Below are 25,301 nucleotides of genomic sequence, written 5' to 3'. Positions count from 1 at the left end.
GGCGTACGGTACGGGACGCCCGCGAGCGCCCGCACCGGAAGGGCCGTGCGGCGGGGAACCGGCTCACACGGCCGGTGAGTCCACCACGGCCGGCTGCGGCGGCCACGCCTCGTGCCAGCGCAGGCCGGCCTCCAACTGGGCGGCCAGGCTCACCAGCAGCGCCTCGCTCCCGGCCGGGCCGAGCAACTGGGCGCCGACCGGGAGGCCCCCGGTCACGAAGCCCGCCGGGACGTTGACGCCCGGCCAGCCCAGCACGTTCCACGGCCAGGCGTAGGGGCACGCGGCGATCATCGCCCGGTCGGTGGCCATGCCGCCCAGGTCCAGCAGCGCACCGATGCGGGGCGGTGGAGCAGCCGTGGTGGGCGCGAGAACCACGTCGTAGGACGTGAAGAACGCGCCGATGCGCCGGTGCAGCGCCGCCTCCGCGCGTCGGGCCGCCCGCAGCGGTGCCCCGCCGAGCAGCCGGCCCATCCGTGCCGCGCCCCGGGTGCGCGGGTCGAGCAGGTCGGGGCAGGGCACCTCGCTCACCCACTCGGCGATTCCCGCGGTGGCGCGCGGCACGAAGGTGAGGCCGATCTGCCCGTAGGGCGGGTCGGCCTCTTCGACGGTGTGCCCGGACGCGGCAAGTCTCTCGGCGAGTTCGACGACGCGGGCACGCACCTCGGGGTGGAGCCGGGCGGGAACCGCGGTGAACGGCGGCTTCAGTGACAGCGCGATGCGCAGCCGGCCCGGGTCGCGGCCGACCGCCTCGGACGCGTCGACGGCCGGGGGCCGGTGCGGGTCGTGCGCGTGATTGCCGCTCGCGGCGTCCAGCAGCAGCGCGGCGTCGGCCACGGTGCGTGCTAGGGGGCCGTTGACCGTGATGCCCTGGAAGGACTCGCCCTTCGGCCAGGTGGAGATGCGGCCGCGCTGCGGCTTGATCCCGACCAGGTGCGTCCAGGCGGCCGGGATGCGCACCGAGCCGGCGCCGTCGGAGCCGAGCGCCGCCGGGACCAGGCCGGCCGCCACTGCGGCGGCGGAGCCCCCCGAGGAACCGCCGGGCGTGTGCCTGGTGTTCCAGGGGTTGCGGGTGGCCCCGAAGGCGGGCCCCTCGGTGAAGGGCCACTGCCCGAACTCGCAGGTGTTGGTCTTGCCGACGATCACCGCCCCGGACGCGCGCAGCCGCCGCACCGCCTCGCCGTCCTCGGCGGCGGGCGGGAAGTCGCCCCGGCAGCCGAAGGCGGTCGGCTCGCCCGCCACGTCCATGTCGTCCTTCACCGCGACCGGCACCCCGAGCAGGGGCCGCCGCACCCCGGTGGCCAGCTCCCGGTCCGCCGCATCCGCCTCGGCGAGGGCGGCCTCGGCGCGGACGATCCGGAAGGCGTTGAGGGAGGACCGGGTGGCCTCGATCCGCGCCAGGGTCCGCTCGACGAGCTCCCGGGACGTCACCTCCCCGGCGGCCAGCGCACGGGCGGTCTCCGCCAGACCCGCGGCACGGTCGAACGTCATGCGGACACCTCCGGAAGCGTCGTGTCTACCGAACGGTAACCCCCAGGGGGCCAAGAGGGAACGACCGTGGCGACGACGGCAGTTCGCCGGCCCCGTCCCGCCCGGCCGTCACCGGCCGGGGTACCGTCACCGGCCGGGGCGCGGCCGAGGGGTTCCGCCACGATCCCGGCGGAGCCGGCCGCATCCCGGTGACCCGCCCCGCGATCCCGCGGCGGCCCCTCCTCGCGAAAGGTGCATCATGCCGGTCATCCACCTCGTACGGCACGGTCAGGCGTCGTACGGTTCGGCGACGTACGACGTCCTCTCGGACCGCGGGAGGGAGCAGGCGGCCGTCACCGGTGCCGAGCTCGCGCGCCGCGGGCCGCGCGACCCGCTCGTCGTCTGCGGCACCCTGGACCGTCAGTTCGACACGGCCGAGCTGCTGATGAAGGCGGCCGGGCTCGGCGGCGCCCCGGGCCGGGACCCGCGCTGGAACGAGTACGACCACATCGGCCTCCTCGACCGGTACGGCCCGGCGGAACCCGGTGCCCCCGCGGACGCGCGAGGTGTGCAGGGGGCTTTGGACCGGGCGCTCGGGGCGTGGATGGACGATCCGGACGACGACGGCTGGACCGTCTTCTCCGGGGGAGCCGTCGCGGCGCTCGGTGAGCTGGTCGCCTCCCTCGGCCCCGGCCGCGACGCGATCGTGGTCACCTCCGGCGGGGTGCTGGCCGCGCTGTGCGGACGGCTCCTCGGCACCTCGGCCGCTGGGACGGTCGCCCTCCACCGGGTCGCGGTCAACGCCGCGATCACCACGCTCGTGGCGGGCGGGTCGGGGGTGGGCCTGCTGACCTTCAACGACCACTCCCACTTCGCCGGGGAGCGCAGGCACCTGCTCACCTACCGCTGAGTGGCGGCGCCCACCAGGTCGTCTGTGACGGACATCACTGTCCACGACATACCTACCGGTCGGTACCCTCACGGTGGACCGTGAACGACAGGAGACGTGATGTCTGCGACCAACCGCCAGATCCGTCTGGCAGCCCGCCCCGTAGGCGAAGTGAAACCCGAGGACTGGGAGCACCGTGCGGAGCCCGTCGAGGAACCGGGCCCGGGCCGGTTCGCGGGCCGCACGCGCGTCATCTCCCTGGACCCGGCCATGCGCGGCTGGCTCGACGACCGCCCCTCCTACCTGCCCCCCGTCGGCATCGGCGACGTGATGCGCGCCGGGTCGGTCGTCGAGGTCACCGCCTCCAACCACCCCGACTACCGGCCCGGCGACCACGTGGTCGGCACCTTCGGCGTCCAGGAGTACGTCGTCTCCGACGGCAAGGGCGCCATGAAGATCGACACCTCGCTCGCCCCGCCCTCCACCTACCTCGGCGCGCTGGGTATGCCCGGCATGACGGCCTACTTCGGGCTCCTCGACGTGGGTGCGCTCAAGGACGGTGAGACCGTCGTGGTGTCCGGCGCGGCCGGCGCCGTCGGCACCATGGTGGGCCAGATCGCCAAGGCCAAGGGCTGCCGGGTGGTGGGCATCGCCGGCGGGCCCGAGAAGTGCGCACTGCTCACCGGCGAACTCGGCTTCGACGCGGCCGTCGACTACCGCGCCGAGGACGTGAGGAAGGCACTGCGCCGGGAGGCCCCCGACGGCATCGACGTCTACTTCGACAACGTCGGAGGAGACATCCTCGACGCCGCCCTGACCCGGCTGGCGATGCACGCGCGCGTGGTGGTCTGCGGCGCGATCAGCCAGTACAACAGCGCCACCCCGGTCAAGGGGCCCTCCAACTACCTGACGCTGCTGGTGCGCCGCGCCCGCATGGAAGGCTTCGTCGTCTTCGACTACGCCAAGCAGTACGCCCAGGCGGCCCGGGAGATCTCCGGCTGGATCGCGGACGGCCGCATCAAGGTCAAGGAACACGTGGTGAAGGGCACCGTGGACGACTTCCCCGAGACGCTCCAGATGCTCTTCCGCGGCGAGAACGTCGGCAAGCTCGTGCTGGAGCTGGCGTGAGCGCCGCCGAGACCCTCGGCGGAGGGCGGACAGACGGCGGCGCGCTCACGGACAAGGTCGCGATCGTCACCGGCGGTGCCAGTGGTCTCGGCCGGGCCATGGCCGTCGCCCTGGCGGAGGCCGGTGCGCGCGTGGTGGTCGCGGACCTCGACGCGCGCGGCGGACGCGAGGTGGCCGACCTGGTCGGCGGCGCCTTCCGCGCCTGCGACGTCTCCGACCTGGAGGCCAACCGGGCCCTGGTGGACTTCGCGCGGGAGACCTACGGCGGCGTCGACATCGCGCTGCTCAACGCGGGCGTGGCCACCGGATGCGGTGTCGGCGACGATTTCGACCCGGCGCGCTACCGCCGGGCGATGGGCGCCAACCTCGACGGGGTGGTCTACGGCACCCACGCGGTGCTGCCGGCGCTGCGGGAACGCGGCGGCGGGGCGATCGTGGCGACCGCCTCCCTCGCGGGACTGGCCGCCGTGCCCCTCGACCCGCTGTACGCGGCCAACAAGCACGCGGTCGTCGGACTCGCCCGCTCCCTGGGGCCGGCCCTCGCACCCCACAACGTGCGCTTCAACGCGGTCTGCCCAGGCTTCGCCGAGTCGCGCATCATCGATTCGCTGCGCGACATGCTCTCCGCGCAGGGGCTGCCCGTCATCCCGGCCGAGGTCGTCGCCGACACGGTGCTCCGGATCCTCACCGGTGACGGCACGGGGGAGTGCTGGTTCGTCCAGCCCGGCCGCGAACCGGAGCCCTTCCGTTTCCGCTCGGTCCCCGGACCGCGGCAGCCCACGGCCGTCTGAGGGGCCGCGGCGGTCCCGGTGTCCGTCGACGGCCGGACACCGGGACCGCCCCGTTCGCCTCGGAGCCGCGCGATGCGGGACCGCCCCGCCCCGTCGGGGCGGCCCGGCCGCCGTTCCCCGGCGTACCGGGAACGGCGGCCGTTCCCCGGGCGTACCGTGAGGTGCGTCCGGCGGGTGCGGGGGCACTCGGGGGGTGAGCGGCGAGGAGGTTGCCATGACCGTGCGGCAGCTCGACGGACAGACGGTGGCGGAACTGGTCGCCGAGGCCACGGCGGCCCCCTCCATGCACAACGCGCAGCCGTGGCGCTTCCGCTACGTCGTCGGCGAACGCCTCCTGTTGCTGCACGCCGACCTCGACCGGGCCATGCCCACCTCCGACCCCGACCACCGCGCCCTGCACATCGGCTGCGGGGCGGCCCTGTTCAACCTGCGGGTCGCCGCCGCCGACGCGGGCCTCGCGGCGGAGTACCGGTTGCTGCCCGACCCGGACCGGCCGGACCTGCTGGCCGCCGTTCACCTGGCCGCCGCCCCCCGTACCGGACCGGCCGCACCGGACGACCTGGCGCGGCTGTACCCCGCGATCGGCCTGCGGCACACCAGCCGCCACCCCTTCGACGACCAGGACGTCCCCGAGGACGTCCGCGACGCCCTGCGCGACGCCGGCGCCCGGGAGGGCGCCACCCTGCTGTTCCCCGGCGCCTGGCACCTGGAGACCGTGCTCGAGCTGGTCCGCGACGCCGAGAGCCGTGACGCGCACGACCCCGGCCGCACGGCCGACCTCGACCGCTGGACCCGGATCGGGACCGATGCGGACACCGCCGTCGACGGCGTCCCGGAGTACGCCTTCGGACCGCGCCGGCGGGACGGCAACGCACCCATGCGGGACTTCGCCGGTCGCCGACCGGTCGCCGACCGGGGCGAGGCCGACTTCGAGCAGACCCCGCACCTGGTACTGCTGGGCACCTCCGGTGACACCCCGGCCGACTGGCTGCGGGCGGGCCAGGCCCTCGAACGCGTCCTGCTGGAGGCGACCCTGGCCGGCCTGGCCACCTCCCTGACCTCCCACCCGCTGGAGAGCCCCGACCTGCGCTGGGTCGCCCGCGACCCGGCCCTGGGCGGCGGCCACGTCCAGATGGTCCTGCGCCTCGGCTACGGCCCCCCGGGCCCGGCAACGCCCCGGCGCCCCGTGCGGGACGTCCTCGAGATCGTCTGACGGGACCGACGGGACCCCACCGGGCACGCCGGTGCACGGACCCGGTGGCGGACACACGGCGCCCCTTCAGGGCGCGGGCGGGAGGGCGGCGGCCACCAGGCTGATCGCGCCGAGATGGTCGCGGTGGCGGTGGAGGACGCGCCGCATCCCCAGCACCCTGCGTCGGGCGACCGGATCCCGCAGCGTCCGGCCGGTGACGCGCAGGGCGCCGCCCAGCCCCTTGTCGGCGACCAGCCGGCGTGCCCGGAGCGGTGCCGGCGGAGCCGTGTTGCGCGCGGTGACCGTGAACCCCTCCGAGGCGAGCAGGCCGTGCCAGCCGCTCGCCGTCAGCGGACGGGCGTCGACGTGGAGACGTTCGGCGAGGTCGGCACGGATGCGCTCGGCGTGCGCCGGGTCGAGACCGTCGGGCAGCAGGCACAGTTCGTGGAGGGCGTACCGGCCGCCCGCCCCCGTCAGCAGCCTGCGGGCCTCGCGCACGACGCGCTGCTTGCCGGAGTCGGGCCGCATCGTGAGCAGCCCCTCCCCGTAGACCACCGTGGCGCTCCCGTCGGCCAGCCCGGTGGCGGCGGCGCCCGACCGCACGGCGCGGACGGCGGTCGGCCCGGGACCGGCGAGGACGCTGAGCGCGGCGACGGCCGCGGGGTCGTGGTCGACCGCGGTGTAGGCGGCCGGCCCGCGTGCGAGCGTGTGCGAGGCGGCCGCGCCGAGCCCGGCCGCCAGCTCCACGACCCGGTCGCCCGGCCCGATGCCGAGGGCGTCGAGCATCCAGCGGGTCAGCTCCGTGCCGCCGGGTCCCGGCACCCGTGTGCCGAGCCGGGCCGGAAACAGTGGATGCCCCGGCATCCAGGACGCGTCCCACTCGTCGCCCAGGAGGCCCACGTCGTCGTCCAGGAGGCCCGCGCCGATGGCGGACGACTGGCCGTGGTCGACGCTCACCATGCTCGGACCTCGCTCTCTTCCCCACTCGGGGCGCCGGTGAGCGACCCTAGGCACCGCGGTCGGTGTCCCACCCGGGCCGAAGGTCCCGAGCCCGCGGGACGGGTGGACCGGGACGGGGGGCGGCCCGCTCGCCGCAGTGGCGGCGGGTGGGTCGGGGCGGTCCCCGCGCGGCCCCCGGGACCGCCCACGGGCCCGCCCCGGGGACGGAAGGTCCCCGACGGGGGCCGTTCGGCCCCTGTGCCGGGACCCGTGGGCCGCCGATGCTGACAGACGTGACGGCCGGGAGGGAGCCAGGGACGGCCGCTTCGGACCGCCCGGCCCCGTCTTCTCGTGTCCCAGGGCCACGGCGCCCGACCACGCGCCGCCCTCCCGGCACGTCACACCAGTCCCCGGCATGGACACGCCCGTACCGAAGCGGATCACGGGCCCGCACCGGTCACGCGCCGTCGCGGACCTGCAGCCACCGCGACGCCCGGCAGCCGCCCTCACGTGCCTCCCCGCCCCCGGCCCCTCGCTCCGGCGCCGCCTCGTACCCGTGAGGCCGGAGCGCACCGCGCCCCCGGGACCGGAGCCCGCGCGCAATTCAGGGACCGTCGGCCCTCCCCCGAGGGCACTTCGGCCGCTCCGCCGGGGGCGTTCCGTGCCGGAAGCTGACGGCGACCGATCCGGAGGTACTCACGTGCACGACCACACCCACCGCCCGCCCGGCTCTCTCCGCCGCCGTCCGCCGAGGCGTGCGCCGCGTGTGCGACGGACCGTGGGACGGACCGGTCACCGTCCGGCCGCCCGCCCTGTCTGCCCTGACTCGCGGGCGGCCGGCCGAACCCTGCCGACGGCGGTGCGGGGATGAGCAACCCCCATGTCATCCGGCACCAGCGCCACGACAGCGCCGACCGGCCGTTCATCGTCATCTGGGAGTCCACCCGGGCCTGCCCCCTCGCCTGCCTGCACTGCCGGGCCGAGGCCGTGCCCAACCGCGATCCCCGCGAGCTCGACACCCCGGCCGCCCAGGACCTGCTGCGCCAGATCGCCGCGTTCGGCCGCCCCGCGCCGCTGTTCGTGATCACCGGCGGCGACCCGTTCCAGCGACCCGACCTGACCGAGCTGATCTCCTACGGCAACGAGGTCGGTGTGCGCGTCGCCGTGTCGCCCTCCGGCACCCCGACCCTCACCGCCGACCGGCTGAAGGAGATCCACGCCGCGGGCGCGGCCGGGCTCTCGCTCAGCCTCGACGCCTCCACGCCCGAACTGCACGACGGCTTCCGCGGCGTGGACGGGGTGTACCGGTGGACCCTGGACGCCTGGGACACCGCGCGCGAGCTCGGCCTGAAGGTGCAGATCAACACGACCGTGGCCCGGCACAACCTGGACGACCTCGCGGAGATCGTCCGCCTGGTCGCCGACCACGGGGCGATGCTGTGGAGCGCCTTCTTCCTGGTGCCCACCGGACGCGCCCGCAGCCTCGGCCTGCTCACCCCGTCCGAGGTCGAGGACGTCCTCAACTTCGTCTACGACGTCGGCCTGACCGTGCCCGCCAAGACCACCGAGGCCCACCACTTCCGCCGGGTCGCGCTCCAGCGGCAGATCCTCGCCGACACCGGTGACGACCACGTGCGGACGCTCGGCCTGGGACCGCTGTACCTGGAGCTGCGCGAGCGGGCCCGGGAACTGGGTCTGCTGGAGGCGGCGCGGCGGGTCCGGCGCCCCCCGCTGGACGTCAACGCCGGGCGCGGCTTCGTCTTCGTCTCGCACACCGGCAGCGTGCACCCCAGCGGCTTCCTGCCGCTCGACGCGGGCAACGTCCGCACGACCCCGCTGACCGAGATCTACCGCACCTCGGAGCTGTTCACCGGGCTGCGCGACCCCGACCGGCTCGGCGGGCGCTGCGGCAGCTGCGAATTCCGCCGGGTCTGCGGCGGCTCCCGGTCCCGCGCCTACGGCCTCACCCGCGACCCGTACGCCGAGGAACCGTGGTGCGGCTACCGCCCCGGCTCCTTCCCCCACCAGCGGGAGCTGACGGCGCTGCTGAACGCGGACGCCCCGCCCCCCGCGCCCACCCCGGCCCCGGCGTCCCCGCCCCCCGCGCCTGTCCCGGTGCCCGCCCCCGCGTACGACCCGCACGGAGAGCAGCAAGGAGCACCGTGACCACGCCGAACGACGAGCCGGCCGCCGGCGGGCGAGCCGCGCCCGCGCCCGGCCGGCCCGCCGAAGCCACCCCCGTCGCGCACCTGGGCCGCACCGGGCAGCCGGGTCCGTCCGCCCTGTCCGTCGGGCCCGCCCCGGGTATGCGCGAACTGCCCGTGCTGCCCTCCTCCGGGGACCGAGCCCGCAGGCTCCACGGGGCCGGGATGCGCTCACGCCAGCTGTGGGCGCACGTCGTCGTGGTCGCCTGGGCCGTCGCGGCGCTGTGCGCGGCCGGCGCCCAGGAGTCGCTGCCGGTGGCGAGGTGGCTCGCGATCCACCTCTTCCTGCTCGGTGGCGCCACCACCGCCCTCGTCGTCTGGAGCGAGCACTTCGCCATCGCCCTGCTGCGCGCCACGCCACCGGACCCGCGCTGGAGCACCGTCCGGCTGACCGCCGCCAACGCCGGGGTCCTGGGCGTCGTCGCCGGCGTGTGGGCACAGCTGCCGGGCCTGGTCACCGCCGCCGCCGCGCTCCTGGCCGCCGCGGTCGTCGCCCATCTGGTGATGCTGGTGCGGCTGGGCCGGGGCGCGCTCGGCGGACGGCTCGCCCCGGTCGTCGGCTACTACCGCGCCGCCACCGTGGCGCTGGTCCTCGGCGTCGTCCTGGGCTGGCTGCTGGCCACCGGCCGCGCCGGGCCGGGGAGCCACGCCGCGTACCGGCTGGCGCACGTGCACGTGACCCTGTTCGGGTGGATCGGCCTGCCCGTGCTGGGCACGCTGTTCATGCTCTGGCCCACCGTGCTGGGCGTGCGCATGGCGGACCGCACCGCGGCACTGGCCCGGCGCGTCCTCGTGCCGACCGGCGCGGGGCTGCTGCTCGCGGTCGCGGGCACGGCCCACGGCCTGCTGTGGGCCGGTGCGGTGGGCATGGCCCTGTACGCGGCCGGCGTGGCCGTCGCCCTGTGGCTGTTCGTGGGAACACTGCGGGGAGGACGCCCGGTCTCGGCGGCCGCCGCCTGGATGCTGGGCGCCGCCTCGGTGTGGCTGTTCCTCGGCGTGATCGCGGACCTCGTCCTGCTGGCCACCGGCTCGTCCGCCGACGCGCAGGAAGGCACCGGCGTGCTGGTGCCGGTGCTGCTGCTCGGTCTCGTCGCGCAGGTGCTGATCGGCGCGCTGACCTATCTGCTGCCGGTCGTGCTCGGCAGTGGTCCACGGCAGCGGCCCGCACTGCGGGCGGTCCTGGAACGGGGATGGCGGATCCGGCTCATGGCCCTCAACACCGGTGTCGCGCTGCTGGCGCTGCCCGGCCCCTTCGGCACCGGCGGCATGCTGCTGGCGGCCGCCTCCGGGCTCGCGTTCGTCGCCCTGACCGTCGTGGTCCTCGTGCGTGGCTCGGCCGCGGCCCGCACCCGCGAGGCCGACGGGACCCCCGCCGGGACTCCTGGTGCCGAGGCCGGCGGGGCCACCGACCCGGCCCGCCCGTCCCCGCGACCCGTCGTGTGGGGCACCGCGGCGGGAGCCGTCGTCACCGTGCTGGCCGTGCTCGTGGCGAACAGCGGCGGCACCACCGGGGGACCGGCGGTGGCCGCCGACGCCGCGGCCGGTGGCGCCGCCCCGGTCACCCGGACCGTCGAGGTCACCCTCGACGACATGCGGGTCCGTCCGGCCCGTGTCGAGGTAGCCGAGGGCACGGCCCTGACGCTGAAGGTCACCAACGAGGACGCGCAGCGCCACGACCTCGCGGTCGAGGACGGCCCCGCCACCGCGCTGCTGTCCAAGGGCGAGAGCGACACCCTCGACCTCGGGCGGATCACCGGGGACCGCGAGGCGTGGTGCACCCTGCCCGGGCATCGGGCCGCCGGGATGACGATGGACATCGTCGTGCGGAAGACGTCCGGGAGCGGCACGGACGCCGGCGCCGGGCACGGCTCGCACGACGGGCACGCCGCCCGCGCCGCCGGCGGCGGACCGGATCTCATGGCCGACTTCTCCGAGAACTGGCGGCGCCGTTCCGCCGACCTCGCCCCCGCCCCCGGCGGCACGCTCCACCGGACCACCTTGCGCGCCGCGCACACCGACGTCGAGGTCGCCCCGGGCGTAACGCAGCAGATGTGGACCTTCGGCGGCACCGCCCCCGGTCCCACTCTGCGCGGCAAGGTCGGCGACGTCTTCGAGATCACCCTGATCAACGACGACAAGGGCATGGGCCACGGCATCGACTTCCACGCCGGTTCCCTCGCCCCCGACGGTCCCATGCGCACGATCCAGCCCGGCGAACGGCTCGTCTACCGCTTCCGCGCCGAGAAGGCGGGCGCGTGGCTGTACCACTGCAGCACCGCGCCGATGCTCCAGCACATGGGCAACGGCATGTACGGCGCGGTCGTCATCGACCCGCCGGGCCTGCCCAAGGTCGACCACGAGTACGTCCTGGTCTCCTCCGAGCTCTACCTCGGCACCCCCGGCAGCGAGGCCCAGGTCGCCAAGATGCGCGCGGGCACCCCGGACGCCTGGGCGTTCAACGGGATCGCGGCCCAGTACGGCAAGCAGCCGCTGACCGTGCGGGCCGGCCAGCGGGCCAGGTTCTGGGTGGTCGCCGCCGGACCGACCGACGGGGTCGCCTTCCACATCGTCGGAACCGTCTTCGACACCGTGTACAAGGAGGGCGCGCTGCTCCTGGAGCGCGGGGACCCCGGAGGCGCACAGGTCCTCGACCTGGCCCCCGCGCAGGGCGGCTACGTGGAGACGGTCTTCCCCGAGGCCGGCCACTACTCCTTCGTCGACCACGACATGCGGCACGCCGAGTCGGGGGCCCACGGGGTCGTGAAGGTGACGCGGTGATCGCGCGGGAGGGCCCGAGGGGCGGGGCGCACCAGGACGACGACGCGCTGCGGAGGACGCGAAGGCGGGGGGTGACGCGGTAGTGGACACCGTCGGTCCCTGGTCCGTGGTGAGGTTCCTGCACGTCGCGGGGGCCGCCCTGTGGGTCGGGGGACAGTTGGCGCTCTCCCTGGTGATCCTGCCGCTGGCTCGGCGCATGCTCGAGCCGGAGGCCAGGGCCCGCTTCACGGCCGAGGCGGGGCGCCGCTTCGGGATGCTCACCGGCGCGGTGTTCCTCCCGGTGCAGCTCGGCACCGGCTGGGCGATGGCCTGGCACAAGGGCGTCACCTGGGCCTCGCTGGCCGAACCCGGCTACGGCCGCACCCTGGCGACCAAGCTCGGCCTGTTCGCCGTGGTGATGATCGCCGCGGCCGCGCACGGCTTCGCCCACTCGAAGGGGCGTACGGACATCGCCCGGTCCCTCGCCGTGGTCTCCCTCGTCGGTTCCCTGGGCGTCGTGCTGCTCGCCACCGCCCTGCCCGCGACGTGACGGAAGGCCGCACGGCCCAGCGGCCGGATCCGGTGGACCCTCGCCCGCACCCGTGCGCGGACGGAGAGTTGAGGGCACGGGGAGCCAAGGAAGAAGGAGCCGACATGCAGACCCGAACCGTCGATGCCACGGCCGTCGAGGCCCTGCTCGCCGCGGCGGTCGCCGCACCGTCGATCCACAACACGCAGCCGTGGCGGTTCGGCCTGGACGCGGTGACCGGCACGGTCGAGGTGCGGGCGGACCACCGCAGGACCCTCCCGCTGACCGACCCGGACGCGCGGGCGCAGCACCTGTCCGTGGGCGCGGCGGTGCTGAACCTCCGGGTCGCCGCCGCGCACTGCGGCTGGAACCCGGTCGTACGACTCCTTCCGGACTCCCGCGAGCCGGACCTGATGGCCACCGTGCTGCTCGCCGAACCGCTGGGGGAGAGCCGGCCCGTGCTGGCCGGTCTGTACGAGGCGGTGGGGCGCCGGCACACCAGCCGCATGCCGTTCACCGGGCGGCCGGTGCCGGACCCGGTCGTCGCGGAGATGACCGCCGCGGCCCGCGCGGAGGGGGCACACCTGTACGTGCCCGACATCCCCGGCACCCGTCGGCTGCTGCGGCTGACCGCCGCGGGCGAGGCCCGCAACCGGGCGCACCCGGCGCGCACCGCCGAGTCCCGGGCATGGGTCACCGCACCGGGCGCCGACGTGCCGTACGGCGTTCCGCTGCCCGCGCTCGGCGCGAGGGACGCGGGCGGGCGGATGCCGATGCGGGACTTCACGGGGCCGCTGCCCGGACTGGTGCCGCCGGCGCTGCGCTTCGAACGGCACGCCCAGGTGGGTCTGCTGTGGACGACGCACGACCGGCGGCGGGACTGGCTGCGGGCCGGCCAGGCCATGGAGCGCGTCCTGCTGGTGGCGACCGCGCACGGGGTGCGCACCTCGATCCTGCACCAGGCGATGGAGTGGCCCGACCTGCGCGCGGCCACGGCCGGCACCCGCCGCCGCTGCTCGCCCCAGCTCCTCGTCCGCTTCGGCTACGGCCCCGACGGCGGCCGCACCCCGAGGGCCCGGCCCTCGACGGACTGACCGGGCCTGTCCGGGCCCGCGCCGTGCGGGAGCCGCCGCCTGTGACCCGCCCCGTAGCGGGGGCCGCTGCTCGTGGGCTCACCCGTGCGGGCGGGCCCATGTTCTGGGCGGTCTGCCGGGACGTTGTCGGCGGTCTGCTCGGACGGGTGGACGTGCAGCGGCGCCCCGCGGTCCTCGGCCCACCGTGCCACGGTGGACAGCCGGTCCGCGCGGGCGCACGGGGAGACGTCGGCGCTTCCGGCGCCCGCCCCGCCCCACCGGGGGAGGGCGCTGCCTCACTCAGGTGGCCGTGCGCAGGCCCGCCAGTTCGCGGCCCGTGACCATGCCGGCCTCGATGCGTACGAACACGCCGTCCTTCATGGGCATCCAGGAGCGCGGGCCGGTCCGCTGAAGGCGCTCGTGCTCGGCGGGGTCGGTGACCACCGACGCGCGGCCGGTCACCACCACGCTCCAGCCGGCCTGGCGCTCGGCCTGGAAGTCGTCGGCCTCGAAGGCGACCACGAAACCGTCGATCGCGCGCACCAGATCGGACGCGGCCGAGGTGCACAGGACCACGGAGGAGTCCGTGTCCAGGGAGAAGTTGACCGGGAGAACAGCGGGCAGCGCCTTGCGGGTGTAGACGACCCGGCCGAGCGGCACCTTGGCCAGCAGGCGCAGACACTCCTCGCGGTCGAGTACGCGGAAGCCTTCGGAAGGGGACATCCGTCCATGGTCCGGCGCCGGGCCCGGCAGCGATAGGGCCTATCGGCCCTGATGTGGGACCGCTCGTACCGCGCCCCGGGACGTTTCACGGCGGGCGGGAGGGAAACCTGGGCCCCGGCGGGGTCCGGCGGGGACGGTCGGGCCCTGCCGCCCGGGCCCTGTGGCCCGTGGCGAGGACGGTCGGCCCATCCCGACGTGGCCTCCCAGCCAGCAAGGTTGCAGTGGGCTCCGGTCAACCCGTGAGAACCCGCGGCCGGTGGGAACAATCCCGAGCCGCGTCACCTGTGAGGGAAGGGAAGGACGGCATGTTGAAGCCGTCGGCCAAGAACGCCGCATCGCCCGGGGGAGCCACCGTGTCCGGCCGGGCATGGACCATGCTGACCCTGGCGACCGTCGGTTTCGCGGTCAACTTCTGGGCGTGGGCGCTGCTGAGCCCGCTGGGGCCGCGCTTCAAGGACAGCCTCGACCTGAGCTCCTTCGAGCAGTCGCTGCTCGTCGCGGTGCCGGTCGTGGTGGGCTCCCTGGGCCGCATCCCGGTCGGCGCCCTGACGGACCGGTTCGGCGGACGGGTGATGTTCCCGCTCGTCTCCGTCACGACCATCGTCCCGGTGCTGTACCTGGGCCTGGCCGGACACTCCTCGCTCGCCGCCCTCCTGATCGGCGGCTTCTTCCTCGGCGTCGGCGGCACCGCGTTCGCCGTGGGCGTGCCGTTCGTCAGCGCCTGGTTCCCGCCCGAGCGGCGCGGTCTGGCCATCGGTGTCTTCGGCGCCGGCATGGGCGGCACCGCCATCAGCGCCCTGACCACCGTGAAGCTGGTCGACGCCAACGGCATGGCGAGCCCGTTCCTGATCACCGCGGGCGTGCTGGCCGTCTACGCGGTGGTGGCCTGGCTGGTGCTGCGCGACGCCCCCGGCCGCTCGGTGCCCGCCGAGCCGCTGGCCCGCCGCCTGGCCGACACCCTGAAGCTGGGCATCACCTGGCAGGCCTCCGCCCTGTACGCGGTCGCGTTCGGCGGCTACGTGGCCTTCTCCGTCTACCTGCCGACCTACCTCAAGACCGGCTACGGCCTCGAGCAGGCGGACGCGGCCAACCGCATGGCCGGGTTCGTGCTGCTGGCGGTGGCGATGCGCCCGCTCGGCGGCTGGCTGTCGGACCGGATGGGCCCGGTGCGGGTGCTGAGCGCTTCGCTGGCCGTCGTGGTCGTCGGCGCCTCGATCCAGTCCTTCACCCCGTCCCTCGCCCCGGTCGGCACCATCGCCTTCCTCGCCATGGCCGCCGCCCTCGGCGCTGGCAGCGGCGCGGTGTTCGCCCTGGTGGCGCTGCTCGCCCCGGCGAACAAGGTCGGCTCGGTCACCGGCGTCGTCGGTGCCGCCGGCGGTCTGGGCGGCTTCCTGCCCCCGCTGGTCATGGGCTCGCTGTACGGAACCTACGGCAACTACGCGCTCGGCCTGATCCTGCTGGCCGTGGTGGCCGCCGCCGCCCTGGCCTTCACCGGCACCGGCGTCCGCCGCGCCACCACCACCCGGCGCACCCCCGCCGCCCAGCGCGGTTGACGCAACCGCGGGCGCGGCACGGGCCCCACGCGGCACGGCGCGCACGACACGACACCGACACCCACGACACGGCAGCCGGAGCGGAAGCCGACGCGGAAGGAGCGAGGACATGTGCGAGTACTGCGGCTGCCAGTCGCTGGACACGGTGGCGGAGCTGACCCGGGAGCACGACACGGTGGTCAACCTCATCGGCGCCGTCCGCACCGCCCACCGGGCGGGGGACGTGGCGGCGATGGCGGCGACGGCCCGCACGATCGCGGACGTCCTCGCCCCGCACACCGCGGTCGAGGAGCACGGTCTGTTCCCGGTCATGGCGGAGGAGTTCCCGGACCACATCGCCGCCCTGGAGGCCGAGCACCGCCGCATCGAGGCCGTCCTGGCGGAGGCCGCGGCCGGTGTGCCGGCCGACCCGGAGTGGCCGGCCCGCCTGATGGACGTCCTGGCCATGCTCCGCGACCACATCCTCAAGGAGCAGGACGGCGTCTTCCCGGCCGCCCTGGCCACCTTGACCGCGGACCAGTGGGAGGCCGTCGAGGAGGTCCGGGCCCGCGTCGGCACCCGGGTGCCCGAACCCTCGTCCTGACGACGCGGCCCCGGGCACCGGCCCGCCCCGCACGACCCGGTACCGACCCGACCCGGTGCCGCCCCACCGCCCGGCGTGGAACCTCCACGCCGGGCGGTCGTATGACCGGCGATATGACCGGATGGCGCACTGGCGCTGACTTTGTACGTGTCCCGCGGCACGATAGGGGCAGGCGAGACGGAGATCACGGCACGGTACGAGAGCGTCCACAGGGCCGAACGGGTCCGGGAAGGGGCGAAGCGGTGGCCACGGACATCCAGCCCTCCGCCGAGGGCGGGCGAGGAAAACGATCCCCCGGTCTGGACAGCGAACTGGAGGAGGCACTCGTCCGGTCACGCCGGTTCTTCACCCGGGCCGAGGTCTCGGGGGACCTGCGCTCCCTGCACCGCAAGGGCGGGCGCGAGGCCGACACCTTCTACCGGGACCGGTGGTCCCACGACAAGGTGGTGCGCTCCACCCACGGCGTGAACTGCACCGGATCCTGCTCGTGGAAGGTGTACGTCAAGGACGGCATCATCACCTGGGAGGCGCAGCAGACGGACTACCCCTCCGTCGGCCCGGACCGCCCCGAGTACGAGCCGCGCGGCTGCCCGCGCGGCGCCGCGTTCTCCTGGTACACCTACTCGCCGACCCGGGTGCGCTACCCGTACGTGCGCGGAGTGCTGCTCGGTATGTACCGCGAGGCGAAGGCACGGCTCGGCGACCCGGTCGCCGCGTGGGCGGAGATCGTGTCGGACCCGGAGCGCGCCCGACGGTACAAGAAGGCCCGCGGCAAGGGCGGTCTGGTCCGGGCGACGTGGGACGAGGCGATCGAGATGGTCGCCGCCGCCCACGTGCACACGATCAAGGAGTACGGTCCCGACCGGCTCGCCGGGTTCTCCCCGATCCCCGCGATGTCGATGGTGTCGCACGCCGCCGGCGCCCGCTTCTACTCGCTGCTCGGCGGGGCGATGCTGTCGTTCTACGACTGGTACGCCGACCTGCCGGTGGCCTCCCCCCAGGTGTTCGGCGACCAGACCGACGTACCGGAGTCGGGTGACTGGTGGGACGCCGGTTACCTGATCATGTGGGGCTCCAACCTGCCGGTGACCCGCACCCCCGACGCCCACTGGATGGCGGAGGCCCGTTACCGCGGGCAGAAGGTCGTGGCGGTCTCCCCGGACTACGCCGACAACGTCAAGTTCGCGGACGAGTGGCTGCCCGGCCGCCCCGGGACCGACGGGGCGCTCGCGATGGCCATGGGCCACGTGATCCTCAAGGAGTTCTTCGTCGACCGGCGCGCACCGTACTTCGAGGACTACGTCAAGAAGTACACCGACCTGCCGTTCCTGGTCACCCTGGACGAACGGGGCGACGGCACGTTCGCGCCGGGCAAGTTCCTCACCGCCTCCGACCTCGGCGGCGGGCAGGCGGCCGCCGAGCACGCCGAGTTCCGCACCGTCCTGCTGGACGCGGCGACCGGCCGCCCGGTGGTGCCCAACGGCACGCTCGGCGACCGGTTCTCGGAGTCGGGCGCCGGGAAATGGAACCTGGACCTCGGCGGGACCGACCCGCTGCTGTCCACGGCCGACGGGACGGCCGGGGGCGGCGAGACGCCCGTCGAGGTGGAGCTGCCCCGCTTCGACACACCCGAGGGCGGCGCCGGCCGGGTGCGGCGCGGCGTCCCCGTCCGGCGCGTCGCCGGACGCCTGGTCACCACGGTGTTCGACCTGCTGCTGGCCCAGTACGGCGTGGCGCGCCCCGGCCTGCCGGGCCGCTGGCCCCTGTCGTACGACGACGCCGACGAGCCCTGCACCCCGGCCTGGCAGGCGGCGATCACCGGGGTGGACGCGGAGCGGGCGGCGCGCATCGCGCGGGAGTTCGCGGCCAACGCCGAGGAGTCCCGCGGCCGTTCGATGATCATCATGGGCGCGGGAACCAACCACTGGTTCCACTCCGACACCATCTACCGGGCGTTCCTGACACTGACCACGCTGACCGGCTGCCAGGGCGTCAACGGCGGCGGCTGGGCGCACTACGTCGGCCAGGAGAAGGTCCGCCCGATCACCGGCTACCAGACCGTCGCCACCGCCGCCGACTGGAGCCGGCCCCCGCGCACCATGATCCAGACCGCGTACTGGTACCTGCACACCGACCAGTTCCGCTACGACCCCTTCTCGGCCGACACCCTGGCCGCGGCCGGTGCGGCCGGCCCGTTCGCCGGGAAGACCACCGCCGACGTGATCGCCGCCTCGGCCCGCATGGGCTGGATGCCCTCGTACCCGACGTTCGACCGCAACCCGCTCGACCTCGCCGACGAGGCGGCCGCCGCCGGACGCGAGGTGCCCGAGCACGTCGTCGGCGAGCTGAAGGCGGGGCGGCTGAAGTTCGCGAGCGAGGACCCGGACGCGCCGGAGAACTTCCCGCGCGTGCTGACCGTCTGGCGGGCCAACCTGCTCGGCTCCTCCGGCAAGGGCAACGAGTACTTCCTGAAGCACCTGCTCGGCACCGACTCGAATCTGCGCGCCGAGGAGGCCCCCCAGGGAGCCCGGCCCGCCGACGTCGTGTGGCGCGACGAGGCCCCGACCGGCAAGCTCGACCTGCTGCTCACCCTCGACTTCCGCATGACCAGCACCACCCTGTACTCCGACGTGGTGCTGCCCGCCGCCACCTGGTACGAGAAGTACGACCTGTCGAGCACGGACATGCACCCCTTCGTGCACGCCTTCAACCCGGCCATCGCCCCGCCCTGGCAGACCCGCACCGACTGGGACGCCTTCCACACCCTCGCCAAGGAGTTCAGCCGCCAGGCCGCCGAGCACCTCGGGGTCCGCAAGGACGTGGTGGCCGCTCCGCTGCTGCACGACACCCCGGACGAACTCGCGAACCCGCACGGCCGGGTGCGCGACTGGAAGGCCGGGGAGTGCGAGCCCGTGCCCGGCCGGACCATGCCCAAACTGATCGCCGTCGAACGCGACTACGGCGCCGTCGCCGCCAAGATGGCCGCGCTCGGCCCGCTGCTCGACACCCTCGGTGCCACCACCAAGGGCGTCACCTTCAAGGTCGAGCGCGAACTCGACTACCTGCGGCAGAAGAACGGCACCGTGCGCGGGGGAGTGGCCGACGGGCGCCCCTCCATCGCCCGTGACGTGCACGCCTGCGAGGCGATCCTCGCCCTGTCCGGCACCACCAACGGCCACCTCGCCACCCAGGGCTTCCACGCCCTCGAGGCGCGCACCGGCACCCGGCTCGCCGACCTCGCCGCCGAGCACGAGGGCAAGCAGATCACCTTCGCCGACACCCAGACCGCGCCCGCACCGGTCATCACCTCGCCCGAGTGGTCCGGATCGGAGACCGGCGGCCGCCGCTACTCCCCGTTCACCGTCAACGTCGAGCGCCTCAAGCCCTGGCACACCCTCTCCGGGCGCCAGCACTTCTACCTCGACCACGACTGGATGGCCGCGCTCGGCGAGCAACTGCCCGTCTACCGGCCCCCGTTGGACATGCACCTGCTCTTCGGTGAGCCGGGTGTGGGCGACACCGGCGAACTCGGCCTGACGGTCCGCTACCTGACCCCGCACAACAAGTGGTCCATCCACTCCGAGTACCAGGACAACCTGTTCATGCTGTCCCTGTCCCGGGGCGGCCCCACCATCTGGATGAGCACGCCGGACGCCGCGAAGATCGGCGTCGTGGACAACGACTGGATCGAGGCGGTCAACCGCAACGGCGTCGTCGCCGCCCGGGCGATCGTCTCGCACCGCATGCCCGAGGGCACCGTCTACATGCACCACGCCCAGGACCGGCTCATCGACGTGCCCCGTACCGAGACCACCGGCCGGCGCGGCGGCATCCACAACTCCCTCACCCGCCTGCTGATCAAGCCGAGTCACCTCATCGGTGGCTACGCCCAGCTCTCCTACGCGTTCAACTACCTCGGCCCGACCGGCAACCAGCGCGACGAGATCACCGTCATCCGCCGCCGCTCCAACCAGGAGGTGACGTACTGACATGCGCGTGATGGCCCAGATGGCGATGGTCATGAACCTCGACAAGTGCATCGGCTGCCACACCTGCTCGGTCACCTGCAAGCAGGCGTGGACCAACCGCACAGGCGTGGAGTACGTCTGGTTCAACAACGTGGAGACCCGGCCCGGACAGGGCTACCCCCGCCGCTACGAGGACCAGGACACCTGGCAGGGCGGCTGGGAGCTCAACCGGCGCGGCCGGCTCACCCTGAAGGCGGGCGGCAGGCTGAAGAAGCTCTTCAGCATCTTCGCCAACCCCAAAATGCCCTCGATCGACGACTACTACGAGCCCTGGACGTACGACTACGAGACCCTCACCAACGCCCCGCTCCAGGAGCACAGCCCGGTCGCCCGCCCCAAGTCCCTGATCTCCGGCAAGGACATGAAGGTCTCCTGGTCGGCGAACTGGGACGACAACCTCGGCGGCTCCGCCGAACACGGCGAGAAGGACCACCTGCTCGGCGAGCTCTCCGAGAAGATCAAGCTCGAGTTCGAGCAGACCTTCATGTTCTACCTGCCGCGCATCTGCGAGCACTGCCTCAACCCGTCCTGCGCGGCCTCCTGCCCCTCCGGCGCGATCTACAAGCGCGAGGAGGACGGCATCGTCCTCGTCGACCAGGACCGCTGCCGCGGCTGGCGCATGTGCGTGACCGGGTGCCCGTACAAGAAGGTCTACTTCAACCACCGCACCGGCAAGGCCGAGAAGTGCACCTTCTGCTTCCCGCGCGTCGAGGTCGGACTGCCCACGGTGTGCTCCGAGACCTGCGTCGGCCGCCTGCGCTACATCGGCCTGGTCCTCTACGACGCCGACAAGGTGCTCGAAGCCGCGTCCACCCCCGACGACAAGGACCTCTACGCCGCCCAGCGCGAGGTCTTCCTCGACCCGAACGATCCGCAGGTCGTCGCCGAGGCCGAGCGGGCCGGCATCCCCCGCGACTGGATCGAGGCGGCCCAGCGCTCCCCGATCCACTCCCTGATCAACACCTTCCGGGTGGCCCTGCCGCTGCACCCGGAGTACCGCACCATGCCCATGGTCTGGTACATCCCGCCGCTGTCACCCGTCGTCGATGCCCTGCGCGACACCGGCCACGACGCCGAGGACCCGCACAACCTCTTCGCCGCCGTGGACGCCCTGCGCATCCCCGTCGACTACCTCGCCCAGCTCTTCACCGCCGGCGACCCCGTCCCCGTCGACGCCGTACTGCGCCGGCTGGCCGCCATGCGCGCCTACATGCGCGACATCAACCTCGGCCGCGAACCGAACGACGCCATCCCCAAGGCGGTCGGCATGTCCGGCGAGCAGCTGTACGACATGTACCGGCTGCTGGCCCTCGCCAAGTACGACGAGCGCTACGTCATCCCGCCCGCGCACGCCGAGCAGGCCCACAAGCTCGAGGAACTGGCCACCGAGTGCAGCCTCGACTACGAGGGCGGCCCCGGCATGGGCGGCTGGGGCCCCTTCGGCGAGAGCTCGGGCGGAGCCCCGCCGATCGCGGTGGAGAACTACCGCGCCCTGCACGACCGGCAGACCTCCGACACGCCCGCCACCCCGGTCGACAAGGCCACCCGGGTCAACCTCCTCAACTGGGACGGCAAGGGATCGCCGCCCGGCCTGTTCCCGCCCTCCTCCGACGAGGGCCCCGGCGGGGGACGCGACACCGGCACCACGGGCGGAGAGGTGGAACCGAAGCCATGAAGAACCTCCTGAGGAGGCCGGTCGTCACGTCGGCCGCGCCCCAGCCCTGGCACGCCCCCGCCTGGCAGATCCAGTCCCTTCTGCTGGACTACCCCGACGACGCCTACCCGGGCCACCTCGACCTGGCCCGCAGGGTCGCCCCCGCGCTGCCCCCGGCCGTCGCCGGCCCCCTGGTCGCCTTCACCGACCGGGCCGTCGGGACGCCGCTCGCCGACCTGGCCGCCGCGTACGTGGCCACCTTCGACCACCGCAAGCGCTGCTGCCCGTACCTCACCTACTACGCACACGGCGACACCCGCAAGCGCGGCCTCGCCCTGCTGCGCCTGAAACGCGCCTACGCGGCCTGCGGACACCGCCTCACCGACGGGGAGCTGCCCGACCACCTCGCGGTCGTCCTGGAGTTCGCCGCCGCCGACCCGCCCACCGGCCACGGCCTGCTCACCGAGCACCGCGCCGGTCTCGAGCTGCTGCGCCTCGCCCTGCACGACGAGGACGCCCCGTGGGCCGCCCTGTTGGACTCGGTCTCCGCGACGCTGCCCGCCCTGGAGGGCGACGAGCACGAGGCCGTGGCCCGGCTCGCCGCCGAGGGACCGCCCGGGGAAGAGGTCGGCCTCGACCCCTACCCGCCCCCGCAGTTCCTGCCCGACCCCACCCTGGGAGGCCCGCGATGACCGCATCCGCACCGACCGTCACCATGGCAGTGGAGTCGGGCACCGGCGGCATCCTGCTGTGGGTCCTCCTGCCGTACCTCGCCCTCGCCCTGTTCGTCGTCGGCCACATCTGGCGCTACCGCTACGACAAGTTCGGTTGGACCACCCGCTCCTCCCAGCTGTACGAGCGGCGCCTGCTGCGCATCGGCAGCCCGCTGTTCCACTTCGGCATCCTGGTCGTGCTGCTCGGCCACATCGGCGGTCTGCTCATCCCCGAGAGCTGGACCGAAGCCGCCGGCATCAGCGAGGACGCCTACCACGTCGTGGCGGTCGTCCTCGGGACCATCGCCGGCGTCTGCACCCTGGGCGGGCTGGCCATCCTGATCTACCGGCGGCGCACCGTGGGCCCGGTGTTCTCCGCGACCACCCGCAACGACAAGGCGATGTACCTCTCCCTGACCGTCACCATCGTCCTCGGACTGGCGGCCACCGTCGCCGCGAACATCGTCGGCGGCGGCTATGACTACCGGCACACCATCTCGCCCTGGTTCCGCTCCATCTTCTACTTCCAGCCCGACCCGGACCTGATGACCGGCACCCCGATCCTGTTCCAGCTGCACGCCATCAGCGCCCTGCTGCTCTTCGCCGCCTGGCCCTTCACCCGCCTCGTGCACATGCTCACCGCACCGCTCGGCTACCTCACCCGCCCGTACATCGTCTACCGCAGCCGGGACGCGGGCGGCCTCGGTGCCCGGCCGCCGCGGCGTGGGTGGGAACGGGTCGGGTGACAGGGGGAACCCGGGGCGCATGGGCAGGACCGCACTGATCGTCATCGACATGATCAACACCTACGACCACCCGGACGCCGACCAGTTGATTCCGTCCGCCCGGTCCGTGGTCCCGGTGGTCTCCGGCCTGCTGGAGAAGGCCCGGCGACACGACGTGCCGGTGATCTACGTCAACGACAACTTCGGCGAGTGGCGCTCCCACCACGGTGAACTCCTCGACAAGGCGCTGGCGGGAGCGCACGCGGACCTCGTCGAACCGTTGCGGCCGGACGACTCCTCACTGTTCGTGGTCAAGGCCCGTCACTCGATCTTCTTCGAGACCCCGCTCGGCTATCTGCTGGCCCAGCAGGACATCGACCGGCTCGTCCTGTGCGGTCAGGTCACGGAGCAGTGCATCCTCTACTCCTCTCTCGACGCGCACATCCGCCACTTCGAGGTGGTCGTCCCGAGGGATGCCGTCGCCCACATCCACACGGACCTCGCGGACGCCGCGCTGCGGATGATGGAGCGCAACATGGGCGCGCACGTGTGCGACAGCGGCGAACTGTGGACCTGAGCGATCCCTCCACCGGCACCGGCGGCACGGCGTCCCCCGCGCGGTGCGCGGTCCGGGGTTCGCGGTCCTGGGTTCGCGGTGCGGGGTCCGGCGTCCGCGGTGCGGGGTCCGCGGTCCGACCCGCCCGCGTCGCCGCCCGCCCGTGCGGCGTGGCGGGTCATCCACCGGAAATCTTGCCGGTACGTCATCGGCCGCTCCGGCGGGCCGCTCCCGAGAACTGGTCCGCCGGTCCCGGATCCGGACCGGCGAGCCGTCCGCCGTCCGTCCGCGCACGTGTGCGCGGACAGGGCTTCTGCGCGGGGCACTCGGCGGGTGACCGCCTGCTCAAGGAGCCGCTTCGGCGGGCTCCTGTCCCACCGGGCACGGGTCGCCGAACAGAGGCCGTGGAGGCGGTCCTCACGTTCAGGGTGAGGGGCTCCACGGTGCCGGGCTTCCTGCCCTGGGCCGCCGGGCGGGCCGACGAAGGCGTCGCCGAGGGGGCGCCCCGCATGGCCGATCCGGTGGAGGGACGTGGCCGTGCGCCGGACCGAAGCCGCGGCCCGGCGCACGGTCAGGCGGCGTGCCGTCCCCGGCGCGCGTGGCGCGCCTCGGCCGGTGTGGTGCCGGCGGACGCGCTCCTGCCTCCCGGCAGGACACGCAGACGGGGCGGACGGGGTGAGCTGTCCCGGCTCAGCAGCCGGTCCTCGATGTGCGTCATGAGGAACAGCAGCAGACCCAGCCCGGGCAGCAGCGACAACGCGACCGCGAGCACGAACTTCCCCTCCCTGAGACGGTGTACCGTCCGGGTGCCCCGGAAAGCGGGGATCAGCCGCGCGCGTCCGCCTGGGCGGCGAACGGTACCGTCCCTAAAATGCTCCCCGACCGGTCGGGGGAGCGGGAGCGGGTACATGGAGACGATCATCGTTCAGCTACCGGACCGTGACCTGCCGTCCGCGGGCGCGGCGGCCGGATCCGCATCGGGCCGGCCCGAACTGCTGCACCTGGGACCCGGTGACGCCGCCGACTTCGGACGCGGACTGCCCGGCACCGGGGAGGTGCCCATCGTCCTGCCCGACCCCGGGATCTCCCGCCGGGCCGGGCGGGTGGAGGCGGCCGGGGACTACTGGCGGCTGTCCAACTACAGCCACAGCCTGTCCTACGTGGTGGAGAACCTGGAGGGCGCCGGCGAGTACCTCACCGTCGCGCCGGGACGGCTCGGCGCGCCGGTGCCCTTCGAGTTCTCCCGTGTGGTGCTGCCCGCGCTGACCGGAACCGCCGCCTTCAAGGTCTTCGCGCCCCAGCACGCCTATCTGGGCGACCGGTTCGTGGCCGCCGTCGGCGAACAGACCGTCCACCCCTTCTCGCTGGACCCGACGGCCAAGTACTTCCTGGTCCTCGTCGCCCTGTGCGAGCCCCGGCTCCGCGACCCCTCGGAGACGGCGCTGCCCGGCGCCGGCGAGATCGTGGAACGGCTGCGTCCGCTCGAGTCCTGCCGCGACCTGACCCGCTCGGCGGTGAACTACCACATCGACTACCTGGCGTTCACGAAGATGCGCCTGGAGTCCGGTGACCGGACCGCACCCCCGGCCGACGGCGGCCGCACCGGGGCCAAGCGGGCCCGCCTCGCCTCCGCAGCCCTGCGCTTCGGCCTGGTACGGGAGGAGCACCTCGCCCTGCTCCCGCGCGTCCGGCCCTGACGTCTGCCAGGTCTTGATGGGCGGCGGCTCCCCGGCGGATGCCGGGGCGGCCGGGCGCGGTGCGCCGCGGACCGGTCCGCGGAAAACGGCTCGACCCCAC

At 74.1% G+C, this 25,301-nt stretch carries 20 protein-coding genes; 16 read left to right on the top strand and 4 right to left on the bottom strand.

The features are described 5' to 3' along the window. Positions 1-63 precede the first annotated feature (63 nt). Positions 64-1,488: an amidase gene (locus tag ACFYOV_RS24680; RefSeq protein WP_389090718.1), complete on the bottom strand. Its 1,425-nt coding sequence runs from the start codon at positions 1,486-1,488 to the stop codon at positions 64-66. A 238-nt stretch (positions 1,489-1,726) separates the two neighbouring features. On the opposite strand from ACFYOV_RS24680, the gene ACFYOV_RS24675 reads away from it, so the two are divergent. The 4 genes from ACFYOV_RS24675 to ACFYOV_RS24660 all read left to right on the top strand — a co-directional run bounded on the left by ACFYOV_RS24675 (position 1,727) and on the right by ACFYOV_RS24660 (position 5,488). After that, a complete protein-coding gene (locus ACFYOV_RS24675; protein WP_389090715.1) occupies positions 1,727-2,377 on the top strand; it encodes a histidine phosphatase family protein in 651 nt (216 codons plus the stop codon). A gap of 99 nt (positions 2,378-2,476) precedes the next feature. Continuing rightward, positions 2,477-3,484 carry an NADP-dependent oxidoreductase gene (locus tag ACFYOV_RS24670; protein ID WP_389090713.1) on the top strand — a complete coding sequence of 336 codons (1,008 nt, stop codon included), beginning with the start codon at positions 2,477-2,479 and terminating at the stop codon, positions 3,482-3,484. Continuing rightward, entirely contained in the window at positions 3,481-4,275 is a 795-nt protein-coding gene (locus ACFYOV_RS24665) for an SDR family NAD(P)-dependent oxidoreductase (RefSeq protein ID WP_389090711.1), read from the top strand. Before ACFYOV_RS24670 ends, ACFYOV_RS24665 begins: the two co-directional genes overlap by 4 nt. Before the next feature lie 214 nt (positions 4,276-4,489). Further along, positions 4,490-5,488: an Acg family FMN-binding oxidoreductase gene (locus ACFYOV_RS24660; protein WP_389090709.1), complete on the top strand. Its 999-nt coding sequence runs from the start codon at positions 4,490-4,492 to the stop codon at positions 5,486-5,488. A gap of 66 nt (positions 5,489-5,554) precedes the next feature. On the opposite strand, the gene ACFYOV_RS24655 is transcribed toward ACFYOV_RS24660, so the two are convergent. Continuing rightward, positions 5,555-6,427 carry a methyltransferase domain-containing protein gene (locus tag ACFYOV_RS24655; RefSeq protein WP_389090707.1) on the bottom strand — a complete coding sequence of 291 codons (873 nt, stop codon included), beginning with the start codon at positions 6,425-6,427 and terminating at the stop codon, positions 5,555-5,557. Between the two features lie 846 nt (positions 6,428-7,273). On the opposite strand from ACFYOV_RS24655, the gene ACFYOV_RS24650 reads away from it, so the two are divergent. From ACFYOV_RS24650 to ACFYOV_RS24635, 4 genes are all read left to right on the top strand, one after another. Then, positions 7,274-8,572: a TIGR04053 family radical SAM/SPASM domain-containing protein gene (locus ACFYOV_RS24650; RefSeq protein WP_389090706.1), complete on the top strand. Its 1,299-nt coding sequence runs from the start codon at positions 7,274-7,276 to the stop codon at positions 8,570-8,572. Next, positions 8,569-11,388: a multicopper oxidase domain-containing protein gene (locus ACFYOV_RS24645; RefSeq protein WP_389090703.1), complete on the top strand. Its 2,820-nt coding sequence runs from the start codon at positions 8,569-8,571 to the stop codon at positions 11,386-11,388. Before ACFYOV_RS24650 ends, ACFYOV_RS24645 begins: the two co-directional genes overlap by 4 nt. Before the next feature lie 82 nt (positions 11,389-11,470). After that, positions 11,471-11,917: a hypothetical protein gene (locus tag ACFYOV_RS24640; protein WP_389090701.1), complete on the top strand. Its 447-nt coding sequence runs from the start codon at positions 11,471-11,473 to the stop codon at positions 11,915-11,917. Between the two features lie 104 nt (positions 11,918-12,021). Further along, positions 12,022-12,990, top strand: coding sequence for an Acg family FMN-binding oxidoreductase (locus ACFYOV_RS24635; protein WP_389090700.1), 969 nt, complete (start codon positions 12,022-12,024; stop codon positions 12,988-12,990). A 279-nt stretch (positions 12,991-13,269) separates the two neighbouring features. Here ACFYOV_RS24635 and ACFYOV_RS24630 read toward each other — a convergent pair whose 3' ends face one another. Next, positions 13,270-13,692: a pyridoxamine 5'-phosphate oxidase family protein gene (locus ACFYOV_RS24630; RefSeq protein WP_389090697.1), complete on the bottom strand. Its 423-nt coding sequence runs from the start codon at positions 13,690-13,692 to the stop codon at positions 13,270-13,272. Positions 13,693-13,997: 305 nt separating this feature from the next. On the opposite strand from ACFYOV_RS24630, the gene ACFYOV_RS24625 reads away from it, so the two are divergent. The 7 genes from ACFYOV_RS24625 to ACFYOV_RS24595 all read left to right on the top strand — a co-directional run bounded on the left by ACFYOV_RS24625 (position 13,998) and on the right by ACFYOV_RS24595 (position 23,525). After that, positions 13,998-15,245: a nitrate/nitrite transporter gene (locus ACFYOV_RS24625; RefSeq protein WP_389090696.1), complete on the top strand. Its 1,248-nt coding sequence runs from the start codon at positions 13,998-14,000 to the stop codon at positions 15,243-15,245. Positions 15,246-15,354: 109 nt separating this feature from the next. Further along, entirely contained in the window at positions 15,355-15,828 is a 474-nt protein-coding gene (locus ACFYOV_RS24620) for a hemerythrin domain-containing protein (RefSeq protein WP_389090693.1), read from the top strand. A gap of 299 nt (positions 15,829-16,127) precedes the next feature. Then, positions 16,128-19,817, top strand: coding sequence for a nitrate reductase subunit alpha (locus ACFYOV_RS24615; RefSeq protein ID WP_389090848.1), 3,690 nt, complete (start codon positions 16,128-16,130; stop codon positions 19,815-19,817). 1 nt (position 19,818) lies between these two features. Beyond that, positions 19,819-21,531: a nitrate reductase subunit beta gene (gene narH, locus ACFYOV_RS24610; protein WP_389090691.1), complete on the top strand. Its 1,713-nt coding sequence runs from the start codon at positions 19,819-19,821 to the stop codon at positions 21,529-21,531. Beyond that, positions 21,528-22,202, top strand: coding sequence for a nitrate reductase molybdenum cofactor assembly chaperone (gene narJ, locus ACFYOV_RS24605; RefSeq protein ID WP_389090688.1), 675 nt, complete (start codon positions 21,528-21,530; stop codon positions 22,200-22,202). The genes narH and narJ overlap by 4 nt, the downstream gene beginning before the upstream one ends. Next, positions 22,199-22,969 (top strand): respiratory nitrate reductase subunit gamma, encoded by a 771-nt coding sequence (gene narI, locus ACFYOV_RS24600; protein WP_389090686.1) that lies wholly within the window; start codon positions 22,199-22,201, stop codon positions 22,967-22,969. The genes narJ and narI overlap by 4 nt, the downstream gene beginning before the upstream one ends. 19 nt (positions 22,970-22,988) lie before the next feature. Beyond that, positions 22,989-23,525 carry an isochorismatase family cysteine hydrolase gene (locus ACFYOV_RS24595; RefSeq protein WP_389090684.1) on the top strand — a complete coding sequence of 179 codons (537 nt, stop codon included), beginning with the start codon at positions 22,989-22,991 and terminating at the stop codon, positions 23,523-23,525. 550 nt (positions 23,526-24,075) lie between these two features. Here ACFYOV_RS24595 and ACFYOV_RS24590 read toward each other — a convergent pair. Beyond that, entirely contained in the window at positions 24,076-24,276 is a 201-nt protein-coding gene (locus ACFYOV_RS24590; RefSeq protein WP_389090681.1) for a hypothetical protein, read from the bottom strand. Between the two features lie 136 nt (positions 24,277-24,412). Here ACFYOV_RS24590 and ACFYOV_RS24585 point away from each other — a divergent pair, with 136 nt between their 5' ends. Continuing rightward, a complete protein-coding gene (locus tag ACFYOV_RS24585; protein ID WP_389090679.1) occupies positions 24,413-25,201 on the top strand; it encodes a serine/threonine protein kinase in 789 nt (262 codons plus the stop codon). The last annotated feature ends 100 nt before the right edge of the window (positions 25,202-25,301 follow it).

This window comes from Streptomyces sp. NPDC005931 (assembly GCF_042871235.1).
Classification (GTDB): Bacteria; Actinomycetota; Actinomycetes; order Streptomycetales; family Streptomycetaceae; genus Streptomyces.
Note: the sequence above shows the minus strand (reverse complement) of the source record. Positions and strands in the feature narration are given on the sequence as shown.